Raw genomic sequence first — 18,302 nt, 5'->3', positions numbered from 1 at the left:
ATCCGCCAGTCCGTCGGGCAGGGTGCCCGATCAGGCCGTGCTGCGAGCCAGCGCCGTCGACTCTCCGGAGATCTCACCGTGCAGCGCGAGCATGGCCGCGACGGTGCGATCCCACCTGAACTCCTCGGCCCGCAACCGCGCCCCCGCACGGCGCGCCGAGATGGGTCGGCCGGCGACCTCGAGCACCGCGTCGGCGAGGGCTTCGGGCTCGGGCGCCGCCCAGCCACCCGACGCGTGGTCGACGAGCTCCCGTGCTCCACCCACGTCCGCGGTGACCACGGGGACCCCGGACGCCAACGCCTCCAGGACCGCGAGCCCGAAGGTCTCGCCCGGGCACGGCGACAGGGCGACATCCGCCCGGGCGATCGCTCGGCCCAGGGTGGCGCGGTCCGCGACGTGACCGTGAAGGACCACGGGGCCCGAGGCGGCCATCCGCTCCAGCTGCCTGCGGAGGGGGCCGTCGCCGTACACGTCGAGCCGCACGGGGACTCCGCGCCGGTGGAGGGCGAGGGCCGTGGCGACCGCCAGGTCCGGGCTCTTCTCCCGGGACAGCCTGCCGAAGTGCACCAGCTTGAGGACACCGTCGTGTGGCGGAGCCTCCGTGAGGGGTCGGAAGGTCTCCAGGTCGACGCCTAGCGCGACTTGGTGGACCGGGGTCCCGGCTGCGGCCGCGATCTCCCGGAACTCTCGACGGGCGAACTCCGAGGTGACCACGATGCCGTCGAAGCGACGGACGAGCGCACGGTTCAGCAGCTCGACGGGGGGTGCCACGCCGACCGTCCAACCGGTGCGGAGCTCCAGCATCGCGTCGAGCCGTTCGTGGGAGAAGAGCAGTGACGGGACTCCTCGGCGTCGCGCCCACGAGGTCACCGGCAGCAAGGTGGACTTGTCCGACATCTCCACCGAGGTGGGTCCGAAGGCCTCCAGGGTCTCGATCACCCGCCAGGGTTCGAGGATGAGACGGTAGCCGCCGCCGACGCGTGGGGAGCGCACCTGCACGACGTCTCCGGCTTCGGTGACGGTGCGGGCGTCCCGGGGCCCGGGCACCACGAGGAGCCGCTCGGCTCCGGCGGCGACGTACCCGACGCCGAGGGCGTGTACTGCGGTCTTCATGCCCCCGGATGCCGGTCCGATGAAGTTGGCGAGCTGAGCGATGCGCACGAGGTCAGGCCGCCGGGTCGTGGCGGCCGTCGACCACGGCCGTGCTGGTCAGGCCCTGCACGGGTGGGAGGGACAGCTCGGTGACGATCGCGGAGCACATGGCCGCAGGCTCGCCGGGTGTCGTGAACACCCGGCGACCCTCGGCCGCGTGTTGGGTGAAGGACGCGCTTCGGGGCATGGTGCGCCAGCTCGTCCGGGGTCGAGGGATCCACCTGGTGGCTCACGCGCGGTCTTCCACGACTGGCAGGGGCCCAGCCGTCCAGTCGTCACGTGCACGTCATCGCCACCCATCAGTCTGCAGAGGCCGTGATCGCGTCGCAGAGGGGATGAAGTCATGCGTCAGCCGGTGCAGAGCCCCCACACGCAGGTCGACCGGGGCGACGCGCGACGCGTCCTCAGGATCGCGCACCGAGGCGCGAGCGCAGATCACCCGGAGAACACGCTGGCGTCGGTGCGCGGTGCCGTGAGACTGGGTGTCGACAGCATCGAGCTCGACGTCCAGCGGTCCCGGGACGGAGCCCTGGTCGTCATCCACGACACCACGTTGACCCGGACGACCGACGTCAGGCTGCGCTACCCGCGTCGCGCGCCGTGGATCGTGGCCGACTTCGACCACGACGAGCTGCAGGGTCCCGACGCCGGCGCCTGGAAGGGACCGGAGTTCGCCGGCGGGCGGATCCCCACCCTGGAGGAAGCGATCGACGCGGCACGCTCCAGCGGCACCGGACTGCTGCTCGAGCTGAAGGCTCCGTCGCTCTACCCCGGCATCGTCACCGACGTCCTGAGCACCCTGCGTGGCGTCCCCGGCTACTGGGAGGCAGCGGTCGCCGACCGGCGGCTCGTCATCGAGTCCTTCGACTTCGCGGCCATGAAGGCCCTCAAGACGCGGGCTCCCGAGGTGGAGGTCGGACTGCTCGGGTCTCCGGCGCGGGCCAACCTCGCGGCCCTCGGAACGTGGGCCGACCAGGTGAACCCGCACCACTGGTCGGTGGACCGCTCGTACGTCGACGAGGTGCACCGGCACGGCATGAGCTGCCTCGCGTGGACGGTCAACCGGGCCTGGGCGATGCGACGCGCCCTCGACCTCGGTTTCGACGGCATCATCACCAACGAGCCGGCCCGGCTCTCCGGGGCGCTCGGCCGCCATGGCGAGCGCCGCCGCCTGGGACGCCGGCAGCCGCCAGGACCGGTGAGCCCCCGGGTCCGCGCCTGAACCGCGAAGTCGGGAGGACCGTTCCGGTCGCGTTCATGCGGTCGTCGCGAGTGCGTCGGTGACCAGACCTAGCCTCGGCGCGTGATCGTTCGGGGGGGGGCGCCGGTGGGATCCTCGTGCTGGTCGGCGGGATCATCATCTCGACGCTGCCGGAGTCGACGCCGGTCCTGCAGATCTCGCTGATCCGGTCGCTGCGCGCGACCGAGGCCGGCCGCATGGTCGGACTCACGGTCGTGCTGGTGGGCCTGGCCCTGTACGCCGCGTCGTGGCTGCGGCTGTGCCGGCACGCCGCCCGAGCCGAGGGACCGGAGTGTGCCGACGCGGTGGCGCTGGTGCGACGCACGGCCGTCGTGTGGTCGTTCCCGCTCGTCCTCGCGCCCCCGCTGTTCTCCCGGGATGGCTGGTCGTACGCCGCGCAGGGCATGCTGGCGCATGTCGGCATCTCGCCGTACGAGCACGGCCCAGGAGTGCTCACAGGTCCGATCGTGCAGGGGGTCGACCCCCGCTGGCTGGACACGCCCGCCCCGTACGGGCCCGTGCCGCTCCTGTTCGGCCAAGCGGCGGCGGGCCTCACCAGCGACCCGTGGACGCTGGTGGTGGCACACAGGATCTTCGCGCTCGTGGGGTTGGCGTTGCTGGCCTGGTCGGTGCCTCGGCTTGCCGCCTGGTCGGGCACGAATCCGGCCCTGGCGTCGGCTGTCGTGCTCTGTTCGCCGCTGACGCTGGCCCATGGTGTCGGTGGTCTGCACAACGACGTGCTCATGGTCGGGCTGATGACGTCGGCGCTGGTGCTGGCCGCCGAACGAGGCTGGGTCTGGGGGGCGGTCCTCGGCGGTCTGGCGGCCGCGGTCAAGCTGCCCGGCGGCCTGGTGTGCATCGGCGTGGCCCTGGTCGTGCTCCCAGCGGGTGCTGGACTCGCCGTCCGCTTTCAACTGTTGTCCAAGGTCGGTGCGGTCGCGTGCGCGGTGCTCGTCCTCCCCGGCATGGCCGCCGGGCTCGGCATCGGCTGGGTGCATGCACTGGGTGTGCCGGGCACGGTCAAGGTGCCGCTCTCGCTCCCCACCGTGGTGGGAGGTCTCCTGGACGTGGTCGCCGGGTGGCTGGGTATCGGCTCCCAGCCGGACGTGTTCCTGGCGGTGGTGCGGAGCGCTGCCCAGGTCCTCGCGCTCGCGGTCGCGGTCCGGGTCGCGCTGAGGTGGCCGCTCACGGGGCTGCGCATGCACGCCGTGTCCGCCGTCGCGGTGGTGATGAGTGCCTTGATCCTGCTCAGTCCGGTCGTGCACCTGTGGTACTTCCTCTGGGCGCTGCCGTTCCTCGCCACGATCCGCCTGCCGCAGCTGGGGACCGTGGGTCTGCTGGCTGCCGTGGTCGTCTCCGGGCTCGTCGCGCCGCTGGACTCGTCCCTGCACGGGGCATACCTGGCCATCGTCGTCGGTTCCCTGCTCACCACGGGGTTGGTGCTGGTGCTGCTGGTCACCCGGACCGCGCGGCAGCGGATCGAGGCGATCGCCGGCGCCGCCTGGTTGCCGGTCGCGTCGAGTCCGAGGCCGAATCCCGCGCGGACGGCGCGGTCAGCGCATCCAGGCCCTCAGTGACTTCTTGTCCGCACCCCGGAGGACGACCTCGAGCTCCGCATGTCGGGTCGCGGCGACGGCGGCACCGGTCTCCCGGATGTCGGCCAGCGCCAGGGCCTCCAGTCCCGTGAGCGTGAGGTCACGCTGGGCCTCACGGAGGAACACCTGGACCAACCGCTGGTCCTGGTCGCCGCCCAGGGCCTTCTGCACCTCTGCGGCCGTCCTGGCGAGTCGCTTGGCAGGACGACCCAGCAGATCGGTCAGCGACTCGGCGACGTGACGCGCGCGCTTGCTCGCCTTGCGTGCCTCGTGGAGACGGTCGCTCGCGGTGGGGACCTCCAGGTCCTCCAGGGCCGCACGGGCCCTACGTCGGAAGCGTGACCACTCCGAACGCAGGAGCGGGACGAGGACGTCGTCCGCGGGGAGGTGCGCCGTCGGCGCCCACGGCGGGAGGTCGACGAGACGCTCCAGGCTGCGGGTGAGGTCGTCGTACGCCGGGTCGTCGAGGTGCTCGACGGCCTGCTGCCAGCCCTGCTCCTCGCGGTGCTCGAGGTACTCGACCAACCGGACGTGAACGCGGGCCGCGACCGGGTCTCCCTCGCCGGCGACCTCGGCCTCGACCAGCCTCCGGACGACCCCGGCGTCCTGGGCGGGGGCGACCTCCCCGGCCGTGATCCGGAGGTCGTCGACCAGCGTGCGGCAGGTGCGTGCGTCGAGCAGCGGCTCGAAGGCCGCCAACCCGCTCCGCAACCTCCGGGTGGCCACCCGGAAGTGGTGGACGGCCTCGGGTGTCTGGGCGCGGACCTCGTTCTCCGCCGACCGGAGGTCGGCCACCTGCCGACGCAACCCCGGCGTGAGGGCTTCCGCCGCGGTCACGGGTCGACCTCTCGTGTCCTGACTGGCCATGTGGACGGACCTCACCGAGCTCTCTGTGCGGCGCGAGACCCGGCCTCGTCCGGTCGCAGCGCGCACGCTAGCGACCGCAGGTGAACAGATCCGCGGGTGACCACGAGCGCAGCGCAGGTCTGGACGGCGTACCCGTTGTTCACCTGACTCGACGAGACTCGTCGCGTGTCGTCACCCGCCTCGTCCCGCCCACCGGTGACCGACACCCGCCTGCGTCGCGGCGGGCTCGCCCCACCGCCACGCACTCTCGTCGACGTCTTCGAGGCGACGCTCGACGCCCACCCCGAGTCTCGCGCGCTCGACAACGGCGCCGAGCAGCTGACCTACGAGGAGTTCGCGGACGCGGCCCTCGCCCTGGCCGACGACCTCAACAGCATGGGGGTGGGACGTGGCGACCGGGTCGGCGTCCGGATCAAGTCCGGAACCCCGGACCTGTACGTCGCCATCATGGGCGTGCTCCTCGCCGGATCGGCGTACGTCCCGGTCGACGCCGAGGACCCCGACGAGCGCGCCCGCCTGGTCTTCGGGGAGGCCGCGGTCGCCGCGGTGGTCGGCAACGATCTCGCCGTCGCCCTGCGAAGGCCGCCCGGGGGGCCCCGCACCGACGGGCCCGCGGGTCCCGACGACGACGCGTGGGTGATCTTCACGTCGGGATCCACCGGTACGCCGAAGGGCGTGGCCGTGTCGCACCGATCTGCCGCCGCCTTCGTCGACGCGGAGTCACGGATGTTCCTCCGCGGCGACCCGCTGGGACCCCAGGACCGCGTGATGGCGGGCCTCTCGGTCGCGTTCGACGCGTCCTGCGAGGAGATGTGGCTGGCCTGGGCGCACGGAGCCTGCCTGGTCCCAGCCCCGCGCTCGCTGGTGCGCAGCGGCGTGGACGTCGGCCCCTGGCTGCTCGCCAACGACATCACCGTCGTGTCCACCGTCCCGACGCTGGTCACCCTGTGGCCCACCGAGTCCCTGGCCGCGGTCCGACTCCTCATCCTCGGTGGAGAGGCCTGCCCGCCCGAGATCGGAGCCCGGCTGGCCCACGACGGTCGCGAGGTCTGGAACACCTACGGACCCACGGAGGCGACGGTCGTCTCGTGCGGCGCCCGGCTGGGCCCGGACGGGCCGGTGCGGATCGGGCTGCCGCTCGACGGGTGGGACCTCGCCGTCGTGGACGCGGAGGGTCGGCCGGTGCCCCCCGGGGCGGTGGGCGAGCTGATCATCGGAGGAGTCGGCCTGGCCCGCTACCTGGATGCGGACAAGGACGCCGAGAAGTACGCCCCGATGACGTCGCTGGGCTGGGCCCGCGCCTACCGCAGTGGGGACCTGGTGTGCGACGACGGCGACGGTAACGTCTTCGTGGGCCGCGCCGACGACCAGGTCAAGCTCGGTGGCCGGCGCATCGAGCTCGGCGAGGTGGACAGCGTGCTGCTCCGGCTGCCCGGCGTGCGGGGTGCGGCGGCCGCCGTGCGGAGGACGCAGGCCGGCAACACCCTGCTGGTGGGATACGTCCAGGTGGACGAGACCTTCGACGCCCCGACCGCCCTCGCCCTGTTGCGGGAGTCGCAGCCCGCGGCGCTCGTCCCCCGGCTGGCGACCGTCGGGTCGCTGCCGACCAAGACCTCGGGAAAGGTGGACCGGGACGCCCTCCCGTGGCCGCTCCCCGAGGGGGCCGACGACAGCCGGGCGCACGACGACCTCACGGGGACCGCCGCGTGGGTCGCGGAGCTGTGGGGCGAGGTCATCGGGGCCACCCCGCGCTCGGGTGACGACGACTTCTTCGACCTCGGCGGGGGCAGCCTCACCGCCGCCCAGATCGTGTCGAGGTTGCGCAGCCGCCACCCCGAGACCACGGTCGCCGACGTCTACGAGCACCCGACCCTGTCCGGCCTCGCCGGGGCGCTGGACGCCATGGCCGCGCCCGCGTCCCGCACCGACCGGCACGTGCGGCCCACCCCCACCAAGACCCAGAGGGGGCAGCTCGCCTTCAGCCTGCCGCTGCGCACGATCACGGGGCTGCGCTGGCTGACCTGGGTCGCGATCGGCAACAACCTCGCCGTCTGGCTCCTCGGGACCACCTACGTCGAGCCGGTGCCGTGGCCCGCCGTCGTGGTCGGTTGGTTGCTGCTCATCACGCCGCTGGGTCGCATGGGCACCACCGTCCTGGGGGCCCGACTCCTGCTGCGCGGAGTGCGCCCGGGCACCTACCCGCGCGGCGGCAGGATCCACCTCCGGGTGTGGCTGGCCGAGCGGCTGGCCGACGAGTGCGGTGCGGTCAACCTCGCCGGGGCCCCGTTCATCCAGCTCTACGCGAAGGCCCTGGGAGCCGAGGTCGGCCGGGGCGTCGACCTGCACTCGGTGCCCCCCGTGACCGGTTTCCTGACGCTGGGGGACGGGTGCTCGGTCGAGCCGGAGGTCGACCTCACCGGGCACTGGCTGGACGGCGACGTGCTGCACGTCGGAGCCGTCACCGTCCGTGCCGGTGCCCGCATCGGGACGCGCAGCACCCTGGGACCCGACGCCCGGGTCGGCCGCGACGCGGAGGTGGCCCCGGGGTCGGCCGTCCACGGCGTCGTCCCGGATCGCGAGTTCTGGTCGGGCTCGCCCGCCGAGCGGGTGACCGAGGCGCGGGGGCCGTGGTCCCCGGAGCGTCCGCCGCGCCGCCTGTCGTGGGCCGTGGCGTACGGCGCCGCCGCCCTCGGCATCTCGTCGCTGCCCCTCGTCGCCCTGGCCTGCGGGCTGCTCGTCCTGCTCCCCTCGCTGGACGGAGCCACCGGACTCCGTGACGCAGCCACGGGTGCCCTGCTCCTGCTCCCGGTCGCCGCCGCCGTCAGCCTGGTGGTGCTCGCCGCTCTCGTCCTGGTCGGGGTGCGCCTGGCCGGCCTCGGGCTGCGACCGGGACACCACCCGGTCCACAGCAGGCCCGCGCTGCAGGCGTGGGCGACCCTCCGCGTCCTCGACGAGGCGCGCACCTGGCTCTACCCGCTGTACGCCAGCACCCTCACCCCGTGGTGGCTCCGGCGCCTCGGTGCCCGGGTGGGCACCAACGTCGAGGCGTCAACGGTCCTGCTGATCCCCGGGCTCACCACCATCAACGACCAGGCTTTCCTCGCCGACGACACGCTGATCGGGAGCTACGAGCTCGGCGGTGGGTGGCTGCGCGTGGAGAAGGTCAAGATCGGCAAGCGGGCGTTCGTCGGCAACTCCGGGATGGCGGCCGCCGGCCGCAAGGTCCCCAAGCGGGCACTGGTGGCCGTCCTGTCGGCGGCACCCCGTCGTACGCAGGCCGAAGCCGGCCCCTCGTGGCTCGGCAGCCCGCCGACCCGGTTGCGCCGGGCGAGCGACGACGTGGACGACAGCCGCACCTACGACCCCCCGACCCGGCTGCGGGTCGCCCGCGCCGCCGTGGAGGCCTGCCGGCTGGTCCCTGTGGTCGTGGCCGCGGCGATCGGCCTCGGCCTCGTCGTGGCCCTCGAGGTGCTCCTCGATCGGACGCACGTGGTGGTGGCTGCTGCGACCTCGGGGGTGCTGCTGATGGTGGCCGGGCTCGTCGCGGCCACGACGGCGACGGCGGCCAAGTGGCTCCTCGTGGGTCGGCACCGGGCCGAGGACCGGCCGTTGTGGAGCTCGTTCGTCTGGCGCAACGAGCTGGCCGACGCGTTCGTCGAGCTGGTGGCCGCCCCGTGGTTCGCCCGGCCCGCCACCGGCACCCCGGCCCTCAACGCGTGGCTCCGTGCCCTGGGCGCCACCGTCGGACGCGGCGTGTGGTGCGAGACCTACTGGCTCCCCGAGCCGGACCTCGTCGAGCTGCGCGACGGGGCCACTGTCAACGCGGGCTGCGTGGTGCAGACCCACCTCTTCCACGACCGCGTCATGAGCATGGACAAGGTGGTGCTGCGGCGGGGCTCGACGCTCGGTCCCAACAGCGTCGTGCTGCCCGCGGCGACCATCGGCCGGGACGCTACGGTGGGCCCGGTGTCCTTGGTGATGAGGGGTGAGCTGGTGCCTGACAAGACCCGCTGGGTGGGCAACCCCATCGGTCCGTGGCTCGACGACGCGTCCCACCCGGACGCATGAGGGCGCACGCATGAGGACCGGCGCAGACCCTTACGTGCCGGGGCACGGTGACCTGACCTACGACGTCACCCACTACGACCTCGAGCTGGCCTACTCCCTGGAGGGCAACCGCCTCGACGGCACCGCGCGGCTGGACTGCACGATCCGCGAGGACACCGACGAGCTGGCCCTCGACCTCCACGGCCTCGACGTCACCAAGGTGAGCGTGGACGGCGCCGCAGTGAAGTACCGCGACCGCACCGGGACGCTCACGGTCCGTCTCGGGGAGACGGTCGCGGCCGGTGAGTCCGTGACCGTGACCGTGCGCTACCACGGCCACCCGACCCCGGAGAAGACACGGCACCTCGGGGCTGCCGGCTGGGAGGAGCTCACCGACGGGGTGATCGTCGCGGGCCAGCCGCACGGCGCCCCCTCGTGGTTCCCCTGCAACGACCGGCCGTCCAACAAGGCCACCTACCGGATGAGCATCAGGGTCGCGGCGGGCTACCGCGTCGTCGCCAACGGCAGCCTGCTCAGCAACCGCCGCCGCTCGAGCACGGTCACGTGGGTCTACGAGCAGCTGCAGCCGATGGCGACCTACCTCGCGACCGTGCACATCGGACGGTACGAGCTCCGCACCGACGATGACGGGGACGTGCCCATGCACGCGGTCCTGCCGCAGCGTCTCCTGTCGTCGTACGACGACGCCTTCGGTGAGCAGCGCGCGATGATCGACACCTTCTCCCGCCTCTTCGGCCCCTACCCGTTCCCGGCCTACACCGTCGTAGTGACCGACGACGACCTCGAGATCCCGCTCGAGGCGCAGGGGCTCTCCGCCTTCGGGGCCAACTTCCTGACCTCCGACTGGGACTCCGTCCGGCTGGTCGCGCACGAGCTCTCCCACCAGTGGTTCGGCAACAGCCTGACCCTCGGCAGCTGGCAGGACATCTGGTTGCACGAGGGGTTCGCCTGCTACGCCGAGTGGATCTGGTCCGAGGAGTCCGGAGGGCCGTCGGCCCAGGAGCGTGCTGAGGAGCACCACGAGAAGCTCACCGGTCTCGACCAGGACCTCGTGCTCGCCGACCCCGGCCCGGAGCTCATGTTCGACGACCGCGTCTACAAGCGCGGCGCGCTGACCCTGCACGCCCTGCGTCTCACCGTCGGCGACGACGCCTTCTTCGCCTTGCTGCGCGGCTGGACCGACAAGCACGCGTACGGCACCGTCAACACCGGGGCCTTCGTCGAGTTCGCGGAGCTGTCGACCGGACAGGATCTCGCCGAGCTCTTCGACGTCTGGCTCAACCGAGCGACCCTCCCGGACCTGCCTCCTGCACCGTGACGTCGTGAGGGCGCACCTGGCCGCCACCTGCCACCGCCGCGGTCAGGTCGGCGGCGAGAGTCACGTCCATCACCCAGTCCGGCCGCGGCACCGACGTCGGCCACTCCACGACCACCGGTGATCCGCTCGAGTCGTCCAGGCGGATGGTCGACGGGTCGACGGCGAGGCCCCAGCCGGACGCCTTGAGCAGGGCCTCCTTGCGGACCCAGGCCGACGGCTCGCGCACGGCCGCGACCTTCTCCGTGGGGTGCAGCAGGACGTCCGCCACCTCCGCCGCGGCGAGGAGCGCCGTCGTCTCCACGTCCACGCCGACGGAGCGGCACCCGGTCATGGCCACCACCGTGACCCCGGAGGTCCGGGCGATGCTTACGGCCGGGCGTGCTGCTGCGTCGGGGCCGGCGATCGTGGGGCGTCCGTGCATCGTGCTCGCGCAGCGTGGGCAGACGCGCACCGTCCCGGGGTAGTGCGCGCCCGGTCCGTGGCGCCGCCGCCACAGTTCGGCCAGCATCCGCTCGGCGACGTACGCCGCGTCGTCGCGCGTCCACGCCATCGACAGCCAGGTCACGCCACCGAGTGTCCCGCACGCCGCCCCGGACGGCAGCGCTCTCCCGCGGCAGGACCCGGTCAGCGCAGCGCGCGGCGTACGTCGAGCAGGGTCGTGGCGCCAGAGACCTCGTTCCCGACCCCCACCAACGGACGGCCGGTGGGGGAGTCCTCGGCCGCGATGAAGGTGAGCCCCTCAGGGCCCAGGTCACCGGCGGCCGGGGTGGCGCCGGAGAAGGCGAAGTCGCGGTTGTTGACGTACGTGACGAACGACGCCCGGGCCGGGTCGGTCACGTCGTACACCATCACCCCGCCGACCCGCTCGAGACCGAGGAAGGCGTACGTGCGTCCGCCGACCTTGCCAAGGGTGACCCCTTCGGGCTCCGGGCCCTTGTCGTCGCTGCGCCCGTCGAAGCCGGACTCGGTGTGGTTGGAGTTGAAGAAGGTGGGAAGGGCCTCGGCGGTGATCCGCTCGAGCTCGGCACCGGAGTCGAAGACGAGGTCACCCTCACCGGTCCACACGGAGAAACCGCGGCCCCCGAAGGTGTGCAGTCGCTCGTAGCAGGCGCCGTCGGCGCGCAGGCCGTTCGCGGTCGTGACGTTGAGGCGGCCCAGCTGGGCATCCGCCTTCAGGGCCGGGTCGACGGACGCGCACAACGGCTGTGTGCCGGACTTGCCCAGGTCCTTGACGCGTGACACCTCGGAGTAACCGGACCAGTCGCGGCTGTCGCCCTCGTTGGCGGTGACGAGGTAGGTGCGGCCACGGACCTGGTAGGACGCGATGGTGTCCGGCATCCGGAACGATGTGACCGGCCAGGTGCGGATGTTCACGGCTCCGTCCCGGTCCGAGGCGTCGAAGGGGACGACCGACCGGTCGATCGATCCCGTGCTCCAGATGCGGTCCACGCTGGCGGACCGGAGGTCGACGACGGCCACGGCGTTCGCCTCCTGCAGCGTCACCCATGCCGTCTTCGACTGCTGGTCGATCGCGACGTACTCCGGCTCCAGGTTCTCCGACACGGGACGGAGCGGCGTGCCGGTGCCGGCGTCGGCGCGACCACCGAAGACGCGGGCCCCGGCGGGCAGCGTCCGGGCACCGGCCGCCTCGTAGGCGTGGAAGGTTGCCGTCCGCACCGCCGACTGGGCGGGCGCACGGACCGTGTCGGGCAGGGCGACGACCGAGATCGAGCCCTCGGGGTCGACGCTGTAGTCCTCGGCGGGCTCGCCCTCGTTGGCGACGACCGCCCGCGCGCCGTCGGGTGTCAGCTCGACCATGTCGGGGAGCGCGCCCACCCGGACGGCACCGAGGGCCTCGGGACCGCCGGCCGAGTCGAAGAAGACCAGCCAGCCGGGATCCGTCGCGTCAGGAGCCTCCACCGCGATGACACCGAGGCCGTCCGCGCGCACCGCGACGGAGTTGGCCACAGCGCCCGCAGGCACCGTCGAGCCGTCGCTCGCGGTGATGTCGGTGGTCTGCACGTCGAAGAGCTTGGTCGGGGTCGACGCGTCGGAGACGTCGAGCACCTCGACGAGGGCCTGGGCCGCGTTGACGACGAGGAGACGCTGCGCCGGGGCGTAGTGCTCGACGATCTCGGCGGCGGACTCGTCGAAGACGCCGGTCTCGTAGGACCCGATCGGGGTGACGCTGAGCGCCGCACCCGCGGCGCTGACCGACACCGGCTCAGGCACCACCGCGGCCTGGGAGGGCCCGGTCATGGCCGTCATTCCCAGGGCGAGGGCGGTGACGCCGAGGGACAGGACGGGGCGGCGGGACTTGAACCCTGGAGTGGACACGGGGCGAACGTAGAAGTGACGAGCCACCGGGCGACGACGCCGAGGTGAACGTCCAGGTGCACCCGCGGGTCGACCTGATGACACACGTAAGCGAGCACCGTGGTTCCCGCCCTTGCCACACATGTGCCACGACGGCTCATCTCGGCCTCCGGAGGAGGTGCCGTCGGAGCAGCTCAACCTGTTCTGACCTGCGCAAACGAGTGGCGCCCCCGGCAGGATTCGAACCTGCGACCGGCGGATTAGAAGGCCGCTGCTCTATCCAGCTGAGCTACGGGGGCCGGGGAGTGGGAACGCGTCCGGCCGCACGCAGGCGCCGGTCGGGCTTCCAGTCCGCGCCCATTGTGCCGTAGCGGGATCAGGGGCGTCGACGTCACCCCGGGACGCTCAGGGACGGACCGTGTCGTCCCGAAAGATCATCCACTTCTCGTCCGTCACCGGCCGGATGCGGGTCAGACGCGCCGCGCGCGTCGAATGAGAGCAGGTCCTTGGCTTCCTCGACCGTGATGCCGTGAGGGGCCACGGTCACGAGTCCGAAGCCCGCCTGCTCCCGACAGGCGCCGATGGCTTTGGCAGGTGCCGCTCCGGCGTACGACGTGACTCCGCCCAGGGGCCGCGACAGTCGGCGATCACGCCATGGTCCGCCGACCCGTCGGTGCACCGTCAGCTCCCGCTGCTGTGGGCCTGAGGGCCGTTGCGGGGTGTGGAACGCCTCTTGACTTCGAACAGGTGTTCGAGCGAGAATGGGGCATGCCCACCGCCTCCGCCGTCGACGTCGCGGTGATCTCGCGCGTGCGGGAGGCCGACGCGCAGGCGCGGGCGGCGCAGACGGCGGTGTTCCTCCTCGCCGCCGAGTGGGCGGACGCCCACCTCGACCCCGACGTTCCGCCCCCGTCGGGCGACTGCCTCCACGGCTGTCGCGCCGCCGACCGGCGCGACATGGAGGTCGGCGACTTCGCCGGTGGGTGCGCCGAGGGATGCGTCGGTGATCCTGACGGCTTCCACGACCCCTTCATCCCGGTGGTCCGTTGGGACGCGGCGGCCCCCTTTGCCGCTGCGATCGGGCGCACCAGCCAGGCCGGCTCCCTGATGATCCGCGACGCCCTGCTCGCCCGGCACCGCCTCCCGCTGGTCTGGAGCCGGGTGGAGGCGGGGGAGGTCGAGCCGCACAAGGCGCGCATGCTCGCGCAGGCCGTGATCGGTCGGCCGCGCGACGTCTCCGACCACCTCGACGTCCATCTCGCCCACGTCGCCCACAAGATCGGCCGCGTCGCGCTCGAGCGCGCTGTCGACGAGGCCATGCTCCGGCTCTACCCGGAGCAGCGCGAGGCCGACCAGCTCGAGGCCCTCGACCGGCGCTTCGCCACCCTCCACGTCGACTCGATCAACCACATCGGGATCGCCGACATGTCGCTGCGCGGGGACTGGAAGGACTTCCACGACTTCGACCGTGCGCTGTCCCGCGTGGCCGTCGCCCTCGCGGCCCAGGACACGGCGGCCGGGCTCGTGCCCGACACCCTCGACGTACGCCGCTCGCGCGCCGTCGGCGTGCTGGCCGATCCCGCCGCCGCGCTGGCCCTGCTGTCCGGCGAGCACGCCCCGCCGCCCTCCAAGCGCGCGCAGCTGGTGCTCACCATCAGCAGGGAGGGTCTGAGCAGCGACCCGGTCGCGCACAACACGACCACCGGTCGCGCCGTGCTCGAGCAGGCCGTGCGCGAGTGGTGCGGCCGCACCGACACCCACCTCCAGGTCCTGCCGGTGCTCGACCTGTCCGGGCACGACGCCACCGACGCCTACCGTCCCAAGGACGCCACGATCGTGCGATCCGACCTGGTGGCGCAGGACTGTGTCTTCCCGCACTGCACCAGGCCCGCGACGACGTGCGACCACGACCACGTCGTCCCCTACGACCACGACGACCCGGCCGGTGGTGGACCGTCGTGCGACTGCAACATCGCCCCGCTGTGCCGACATCACCACCAGCTCAAGACCCATGCGGGGTGGAGCTACTCGGTCCTCGACGTCGGGCTCTGGCTGTGGTCGGACCCGCACGGTCAGCAGTTCCTCCGCGACCGCGTCGGCACCACCGACGTCACGCCGGCCGGGCGATGTCGCCGACGCGAGTGATCCGGTCGTCCCACGTCCGCGGGCTGGTGCGGGTCACCCGCCCGCCCTCTGGCACGATGGAGCCCACGAAGGGGAGTAGTTCCCGACACCCGCCTCCCACGGAGGTGCGGAGGTACGTCGACACACCGGCGGCGAGAGCCGCCCGGCGTACCGCCCGGTCAGTCAGCCCGGGTGAGCGAGACCTTCGGCACTCAGTGCCGAAGCCTCCCCATGCCACGACCGGGTCTTCGGCAGCACGACCACCCGAAGGACCCGATGTCTCTCCTGACCCTCTTCCTCGTCTCCCTCGGCGTCTCCGCCGACGCCTTCGCCGTCGCCCTCGGCAAGGGGCTGCAGATGCGGCGCCTCCGCGTCGGCGACGCCCTGGCCATCGCCGTGACCTTCGGCGTCTTCCAGGCGCTGATGCCACTTCTCGGCTGGCTGCTCGGCACCAGCCTGCGCGACTACATCACCGAGATCGACCACTGGGTCGCCTTCGGCCTGCTCGCGGCGATCGGCGGCAAGATGCTCTGGGAGGCCTTCCAGACCGACGAGGAGGGCGGGGCCAGCGACCTGGGCCTGCCGCTCTCCGAGCTGCTGCTCCTGGGTGTCGCCACCAGCATCGACGCCCTCGCGGTCGGGATCAGCCTCGCGTTCCTCGAGGTGAGCATCCTCGGCGCGGTGGTGGCCATCGGGGTGATCACCTTCGCGGTGTCGCTCGCCGGCGTCGTGATCGGCCACCGGGCGGGTGTCCGGTTCCGCAGGCCGGCCGAGATCGCGGGTGGTCTCATCCTCATCCTCATCGGTCTTCGGATCCTGCTCACCCACCTCGGGATCCTCTGACCGCCGTCGGTGCCGCGCCGTACGGTCCGTGACCATGGCCGGAGGGATGAGTGCGGGACGCGGGGAGTCGCTGGCGTCCCGCGTCGCGACCACCCGGGAGCGCCGGCGACCCGGGGGAGTCGCCCCGCAGCAGCCGGACGCGGACGCCCCGCCGGTCACCCGGCACTGCTGGTACGACGGACCCCACGGCAGGCAGGCCGCCCTGCTGCTCGAGTGGCGCCGCGTCGGCGGTGGCTGGTCGGGGCGGATCGCCGTCGCCGCCCCGGATCCCGCGGGCTGGGCGCTCGTGGAGATGTGGGTCGACCCCGGGATGCTGGCGCCGGCCGGCCCACCGACGCCGACCCGCTGATGGCGCGTTCGCCGGACCCGCGGCGGTCCGGCCGCCACAATGACGCCCATGACGACGTCGTACGCCGGGGGGACCGGTGCGTTGCCGGTCGCGACGATGCCGGGGGAGCCGCCGGACCGCAGTGCCGCGTTCTGGGTCCGGACCGTCCTCGCCACCGGGATCGGCGTCGTGGCGGCCGGGCTGCTCTCGCTGGCGGGCATCGTCACCGTCTTCGCGCTGGTGGTGGTGTCGCCCGAGCACCCCGGCCGGGCGCTCGCCGCGCTGCTGTCCGTGCCCGAGCTGCGCCAGGACGCCGCCGACTCCCTGGTCGGCGACGTCGAGGAGGAGCGCGGCAGCGCCTTCGCCCCCGCCACCCGCAAGGTGCTGGTCGCGGCGACCGACGACGCGCTCGGAGCGCCGGACGTCCTGGCGGCCCTGGCCGCGGTCCCGCTCGACGACGGCCGCCTCGACCCCCAGCCCTACGTCGACGCCATCGCGGTGGAGCTCGACCGGCAGGCCGACGCCACCGACGACCCGGAGGCGCGGCGGGTGCTGTCCACCTACGCCGACGATCTGCCGCGGTTAGCCGCCGCCTCGGTCAGCGAGACGAGCGCGGAGACCGACGCTCTCGACTTCGCGGGCGGGCTCGGCGAGGTGCGTCGCTACGGGCTGGTCGCCGCGGCGGTGGTCGGAGTCCTGGGCCTGATCGCCCTGCTCGTCGCCACAGCGATCGCCGTCCACCGCGGACTCACCGCGGCGCTCGTCACCTCGGCTTCCCTCGTCGTCACCGCCCTGGTCCTCGCGCCCGGGGAGTGGCTGCTCGGACGTGGCGACGGGGTCGCCGGGGCGCTCGCCAGAGTGGTCGCCGCGGCGGGCGAGCTGGCCGGGAGCGAGCTGGTGTGGTCGCTCCTGCTCGCGTCCCTGGTGCCGCCCGCACTGTGGTGGGCGGCCCGCAGCGTGCGGCGTACCGCCTGACCGGACCGACGCAGCACACGGCCCGCCACGCAATGCGCGACGGGCCGTGGGAGACGTGCCGGGGTCAGACGGTGGCCAACTGCTCCGCGGGAGCGTCCTCGCGCCACGCCGTGCCGGTGCGGCGGGCGTTGTAGGTGTCGAGGTCGAGGATCCCCTCGCGCTTGGCGACGATGGTCGGCACCAGTGCCTGGCCGGCCACGTTGGTGGCGGTGCGGCCCATGTCCAGGATCGGGTCGATGGCCAGCAGCAGGCCGACACCCTCCAGGGGGAGGCCCAGGGTGGAGAGGGTGAGGGTGAGCATGACGGTGGCGCCGGTGACGCCCGCGGTGGCGGCCGAGCCGATCACCGAGACGAAGGCGATCAGGACGTAGTCGGTGACCGACAGGTCCAGGCCGAAGAACTGTGCCACGAAGATCGCCGCGATCGCGGGATAGATCGACGCGCACCCGTCCATCTTGGTGGTCGCGCCGAGCGGCACGGCGAAGGAGGAGTAGGCCCGGGGGACGCCCAGGTTGCGCTCGGTCACGGACTGGGTGACCGGCATGGTGCCGATCGACGAGCGCGACACGAACGCCAGCGAGATCGCCGGCCACGCACCGGTGAAGAACTGCTTGACCGAGAGCCCGTTGAGCCGCAGCAGCACCGGGTAGACGCCGAGGAGCACGAGCGCCAGTCCGGCGTAAACCGCGACGGTGAAGGTGCCCAGGGAGCCGAGAGCGTCCCAGCCGTAGGTGGCCACCGCGTTGCCGAGCAGGCCGACGGTCGCGACCGGGGCGAGCAGGATGACCCACCACAGGATCTTCTGGACCACGCTGAGGGCGGAGCGTACGACGCCCAGGAACGGGTCGGCGTCCGAGCCGACCTTGAGGGTGGCGATGCCCACGGCGATGGCGACGACCAGGATCTGGAGCACGTTGAAGGACAGGCCCACGGAGCCGTCGTCGCCCGCACTGCCCTCGAGTCCGAGGACGTTGGCCGGGACCAGGCCGGTCAGGAAGTCGAGCCAGGACCCCGTGGTCGAGGGGGCCGACGCGGCGTCCGCGGAGACGCTGGCGTGGTCACCCGGCTGGAGCACCAGGCCGAGCGTGATGCCGATCGCCACGGCGATCAGGGCCGTGATGGCGAACCACGCCAGGGTCTTCCATGCCAGGCGGGCGGCGCCGGTGACGTCACGCAGGTTGGCGATCGACGCGACGATCGCGAGGAAGACCAGCGGCGGGACGATCGTGCGCAGCAGGGTGACGAAGACGCTGCCGACGGTGGTGAGGGTCTCGGTCAGCCAGTTCGGGTCGGCCACGCCGGCGGCGTCGACCGAGTCGGGACCCATGGAGCGGGCGACGAGGCCGAGGACGACACCCAGCGCGAGTCCGATCAGGACCTGGACGCCGAAGGACGGGAGGCGGAGGCGACGGGTGGGTTGCTCAGTCTCCGTAACTAAAGTATTCATACTGAAAAGATAACCTTTCGGAACAGCAC

At 72.7% G+C, this 18,302-nt stretch carries 14 protein-coding genes and 1 tRNA gene; 8 read left to right on the top strand and 7 right to left on the bottom strand.

Annotation, left to right across the window (positions count from 1 at the left end):
- Window positions 1–30 precede the first annotated feature (30 nt).
- Together ASG88_RS02505 and ASG88_RS24000 are read right to left on the bottom strand one after the other, a co-directional pair.
- Window positions 31–1,113: a glycosyltransferase gene (locus ASG88_RS02505; protein ID WP_235534695.1), complete on the bottom strand. Its 1,083-nt coding sequence runs from the start codon at window positions 1,111–1,113 to the stop codon at window positions 31–33.
- Between the two features lie 52 nt (window positions 1,114–1,165).
- Window positions 1,166–1,291, bottom strand: a complete 126-nt coding sequence (locus ASG88_RS24000) for a hypothetical protein (protein ID WP_268790229.1) — start codon at window positions 1,289–1,291, stop codon at window positions 1,166–1,168.
- 204 nt (window positions 1,292–1,495) lie between these two features.
- Between ASG88_RS24000 and ASG88_RS02500 the strand changes: the two genes are divergently transcribed.
- Complete coding sequence (locus tag ASG88_RS02500) at window positions 1,496–2,374, top strand: glycerophosphodiester phosphodiesterase (RefSeq protein ID WP_056885792.1); 879 nt, start codon at window positions 1,496–1,498, stop codon at window positions 2,372–2,374.
- 116 nt (window positions 2,375–2,490) lie between these two features.
- Window positions 2,491–3,969 (top strand): polyprenol phosphomannose-dependent alpha 1,6 mannosyltransferase MptB, encoded by a 1,479-nt coding sequence (gene mptB / locus ASG88_RS02495; RefSeq protein WP_056885791.1) that lies wholly within the window; start codon window positions 2,491–2,493, stop codon window positions 3,967–3,969.
- On the opposite strand, the gene ASG88_RS02490 is transcribed toward mptB, so the two are convergent.
- Window positions 3,946–4,824 (bottom strand): CHAD domain-containing protein, encoded by an 879-nt coding sequence (locus ASG88_RS02490; protein ID WP_056885790.1) that lies wholly within the window; start codon window positions 4,822–4,824, stop codon window positions 3,946–3,948. The two genes, mptB and ASG88_RS02490, sit on opposite strands and share 24 nt — an antisense overlap.
- Before the next feature lie 195 nt (window positions 4,825–5,019).
- On the opposite strand from ASG88_RS02490, the gene ASG88_RS02485 reads away from it, so the two are divergent.
- A complete protein-coding gene (locus ASG88_RS02485; RefSeq protein ID WP_056885789.1) occupies window positions 5,020–8,922 on the top strand; it encodes a Pls/PosA family non-ribosomal peptide synthetase in 3,903 nt (1,300 codons plus the stop codon).
- A gap of 10 nt (window positions 8,923–8,932) precedes the next feature.
- Window positions 8,933–10,240, top strand: coding sequence for a M1 family metallopeptidase (locus ASG88_RS02480; protein ID WP_056885788.1), 1,308 nt, complete (start codon window positions 8,933–8,935; stop codon window positions 10,238–10,240).
- On the opposite strand, the gene ASG88_RS02475 is transcribed toward ASG88_RS02480, so the two are convergent.
- From ASG88_RS02475 to ASG88_RS02465, 3 genes are all read right to left on the bottom strand, one after another.
- Window positions 10,200–10,805, bottom strand: coding sequence for a 4'-phosphopantetheinyl transferase family protein (locus ASG88_RS02475; protein WP_056885787.1), 606 nt, complete (start codon window positions 10,803–10,805; stop codon window positions 10,200–10,202). The two genes, ASG88_RS02480 and ASG88_RS02475, sit on opposite strands and share 41 nt — an antisense overlap.
- Before the next feature lie 59 nt (window positions 10,806–10,864).
- Window positions 10,865–12,577, bottom strand: a complete 1,713-nt coding sequence (locus ASG88_RS02470) for a choice-of-anchor I family protein (RefSeq protein ID WP_235534694.1) — start codon at window positions 12,575–12,577, stop codon at window positions 10,865–10,867.
- A gap of 201 nt (window positions 12,578–12,778) precedes the next feature.
- Window positions 12,779–12,855 (bottom strand) — tRNA-Arg (locus ASG88_RS02465).
- Between the two features lie 469 nt (window positions 12,856–13,324).
- Here ASG88_RS02465 and ASG88_RS02460 point away from each other — a divergent pair.
- The 4 genes from ASG88_RS02460 (at window position 13,325) to ASG88_RS02445 (ending at window position 16,826) form a co-directional block, all read left to right on the top strand.
- Window positions 13,325–14,701, top strand: a complete 1,377-nt coding sequence (locus ASG88_RS02460; RefSeq protein ID WP_056885786.1) for an HNH endonuclease signature motif containing protein — start codon at window positions 13,325–13,327, stop codon at window positions 14,699–14,701.
- A gap of 255 nt (window positions 14,702–14,956) precedes the next feature.
- Complete coding sequence (locus tag ASG88_RS02455; protein ID WP_056885785.1) at window positions 14,957–15,523, top strand: manganese efflux pump MntP family protein; 567 nt, start codon at window positions 14,957–14,959, stop codon at window positions 15,521–15,523.
- A 46-nt stretch (window positions 15,524–15,569) separates the two neighbouring features.
- Window positions 15,570–15,872, top strand: a complete 303-nt coding sequence (locus tag ASG88_RS02450; RefSeq protein ID WP_056885784.1) for a hypothetical protein — start codon at window positions 15,570–15,572, stop codon at window positions 15,870–15,872.
- Between the two features lie 48 nt (window positions 15,873–15,920).
- Window positions 15,921–16,826: a hypothetical protein gene (locus ASG88_RS02445; RefSeq protein WP_056885783.1), complete on the top strand. Its 906-nt coding sequence runs from the start codon at window positions 15,921–15,923 to the stop codon at window positions 16,824–16,826.
- 64 nt (window positions 16,827–16,890) lie between these two features.
- Here the strand turns inward: ASG88_RS02445 and ASG88_RS02440 are convergent, their stop codons facing one another.
- Window positions 16,891–18,273 (bottom strand): dicarboxylate/amino acid:cation symporter, encoded by a 1,383-nt coding sequence (locus ASG88_RS02440; RefSeq protein WP_056885782.1) that lies wholly within the window; start codon window positions 18,271–18,273, stop codon window positions 16,891–16,893.
- Window positions 18,274–18,302: the final 29 nt, after the last annotated feature.

Source organism: Nocardioides sp. Soil777 (assembly GCF_001428425.1).
GTDB classification, from domain to species: domain Bacteria; phylum Actinomycetota; class Actinomycetes; order Propionibacteriales; family Nocardioidaceae; genus Nocardioides; species Nocardioides terrigena.
This window is presented reverse-complemented; position numbering and strand designations above follow the sequence as displayed.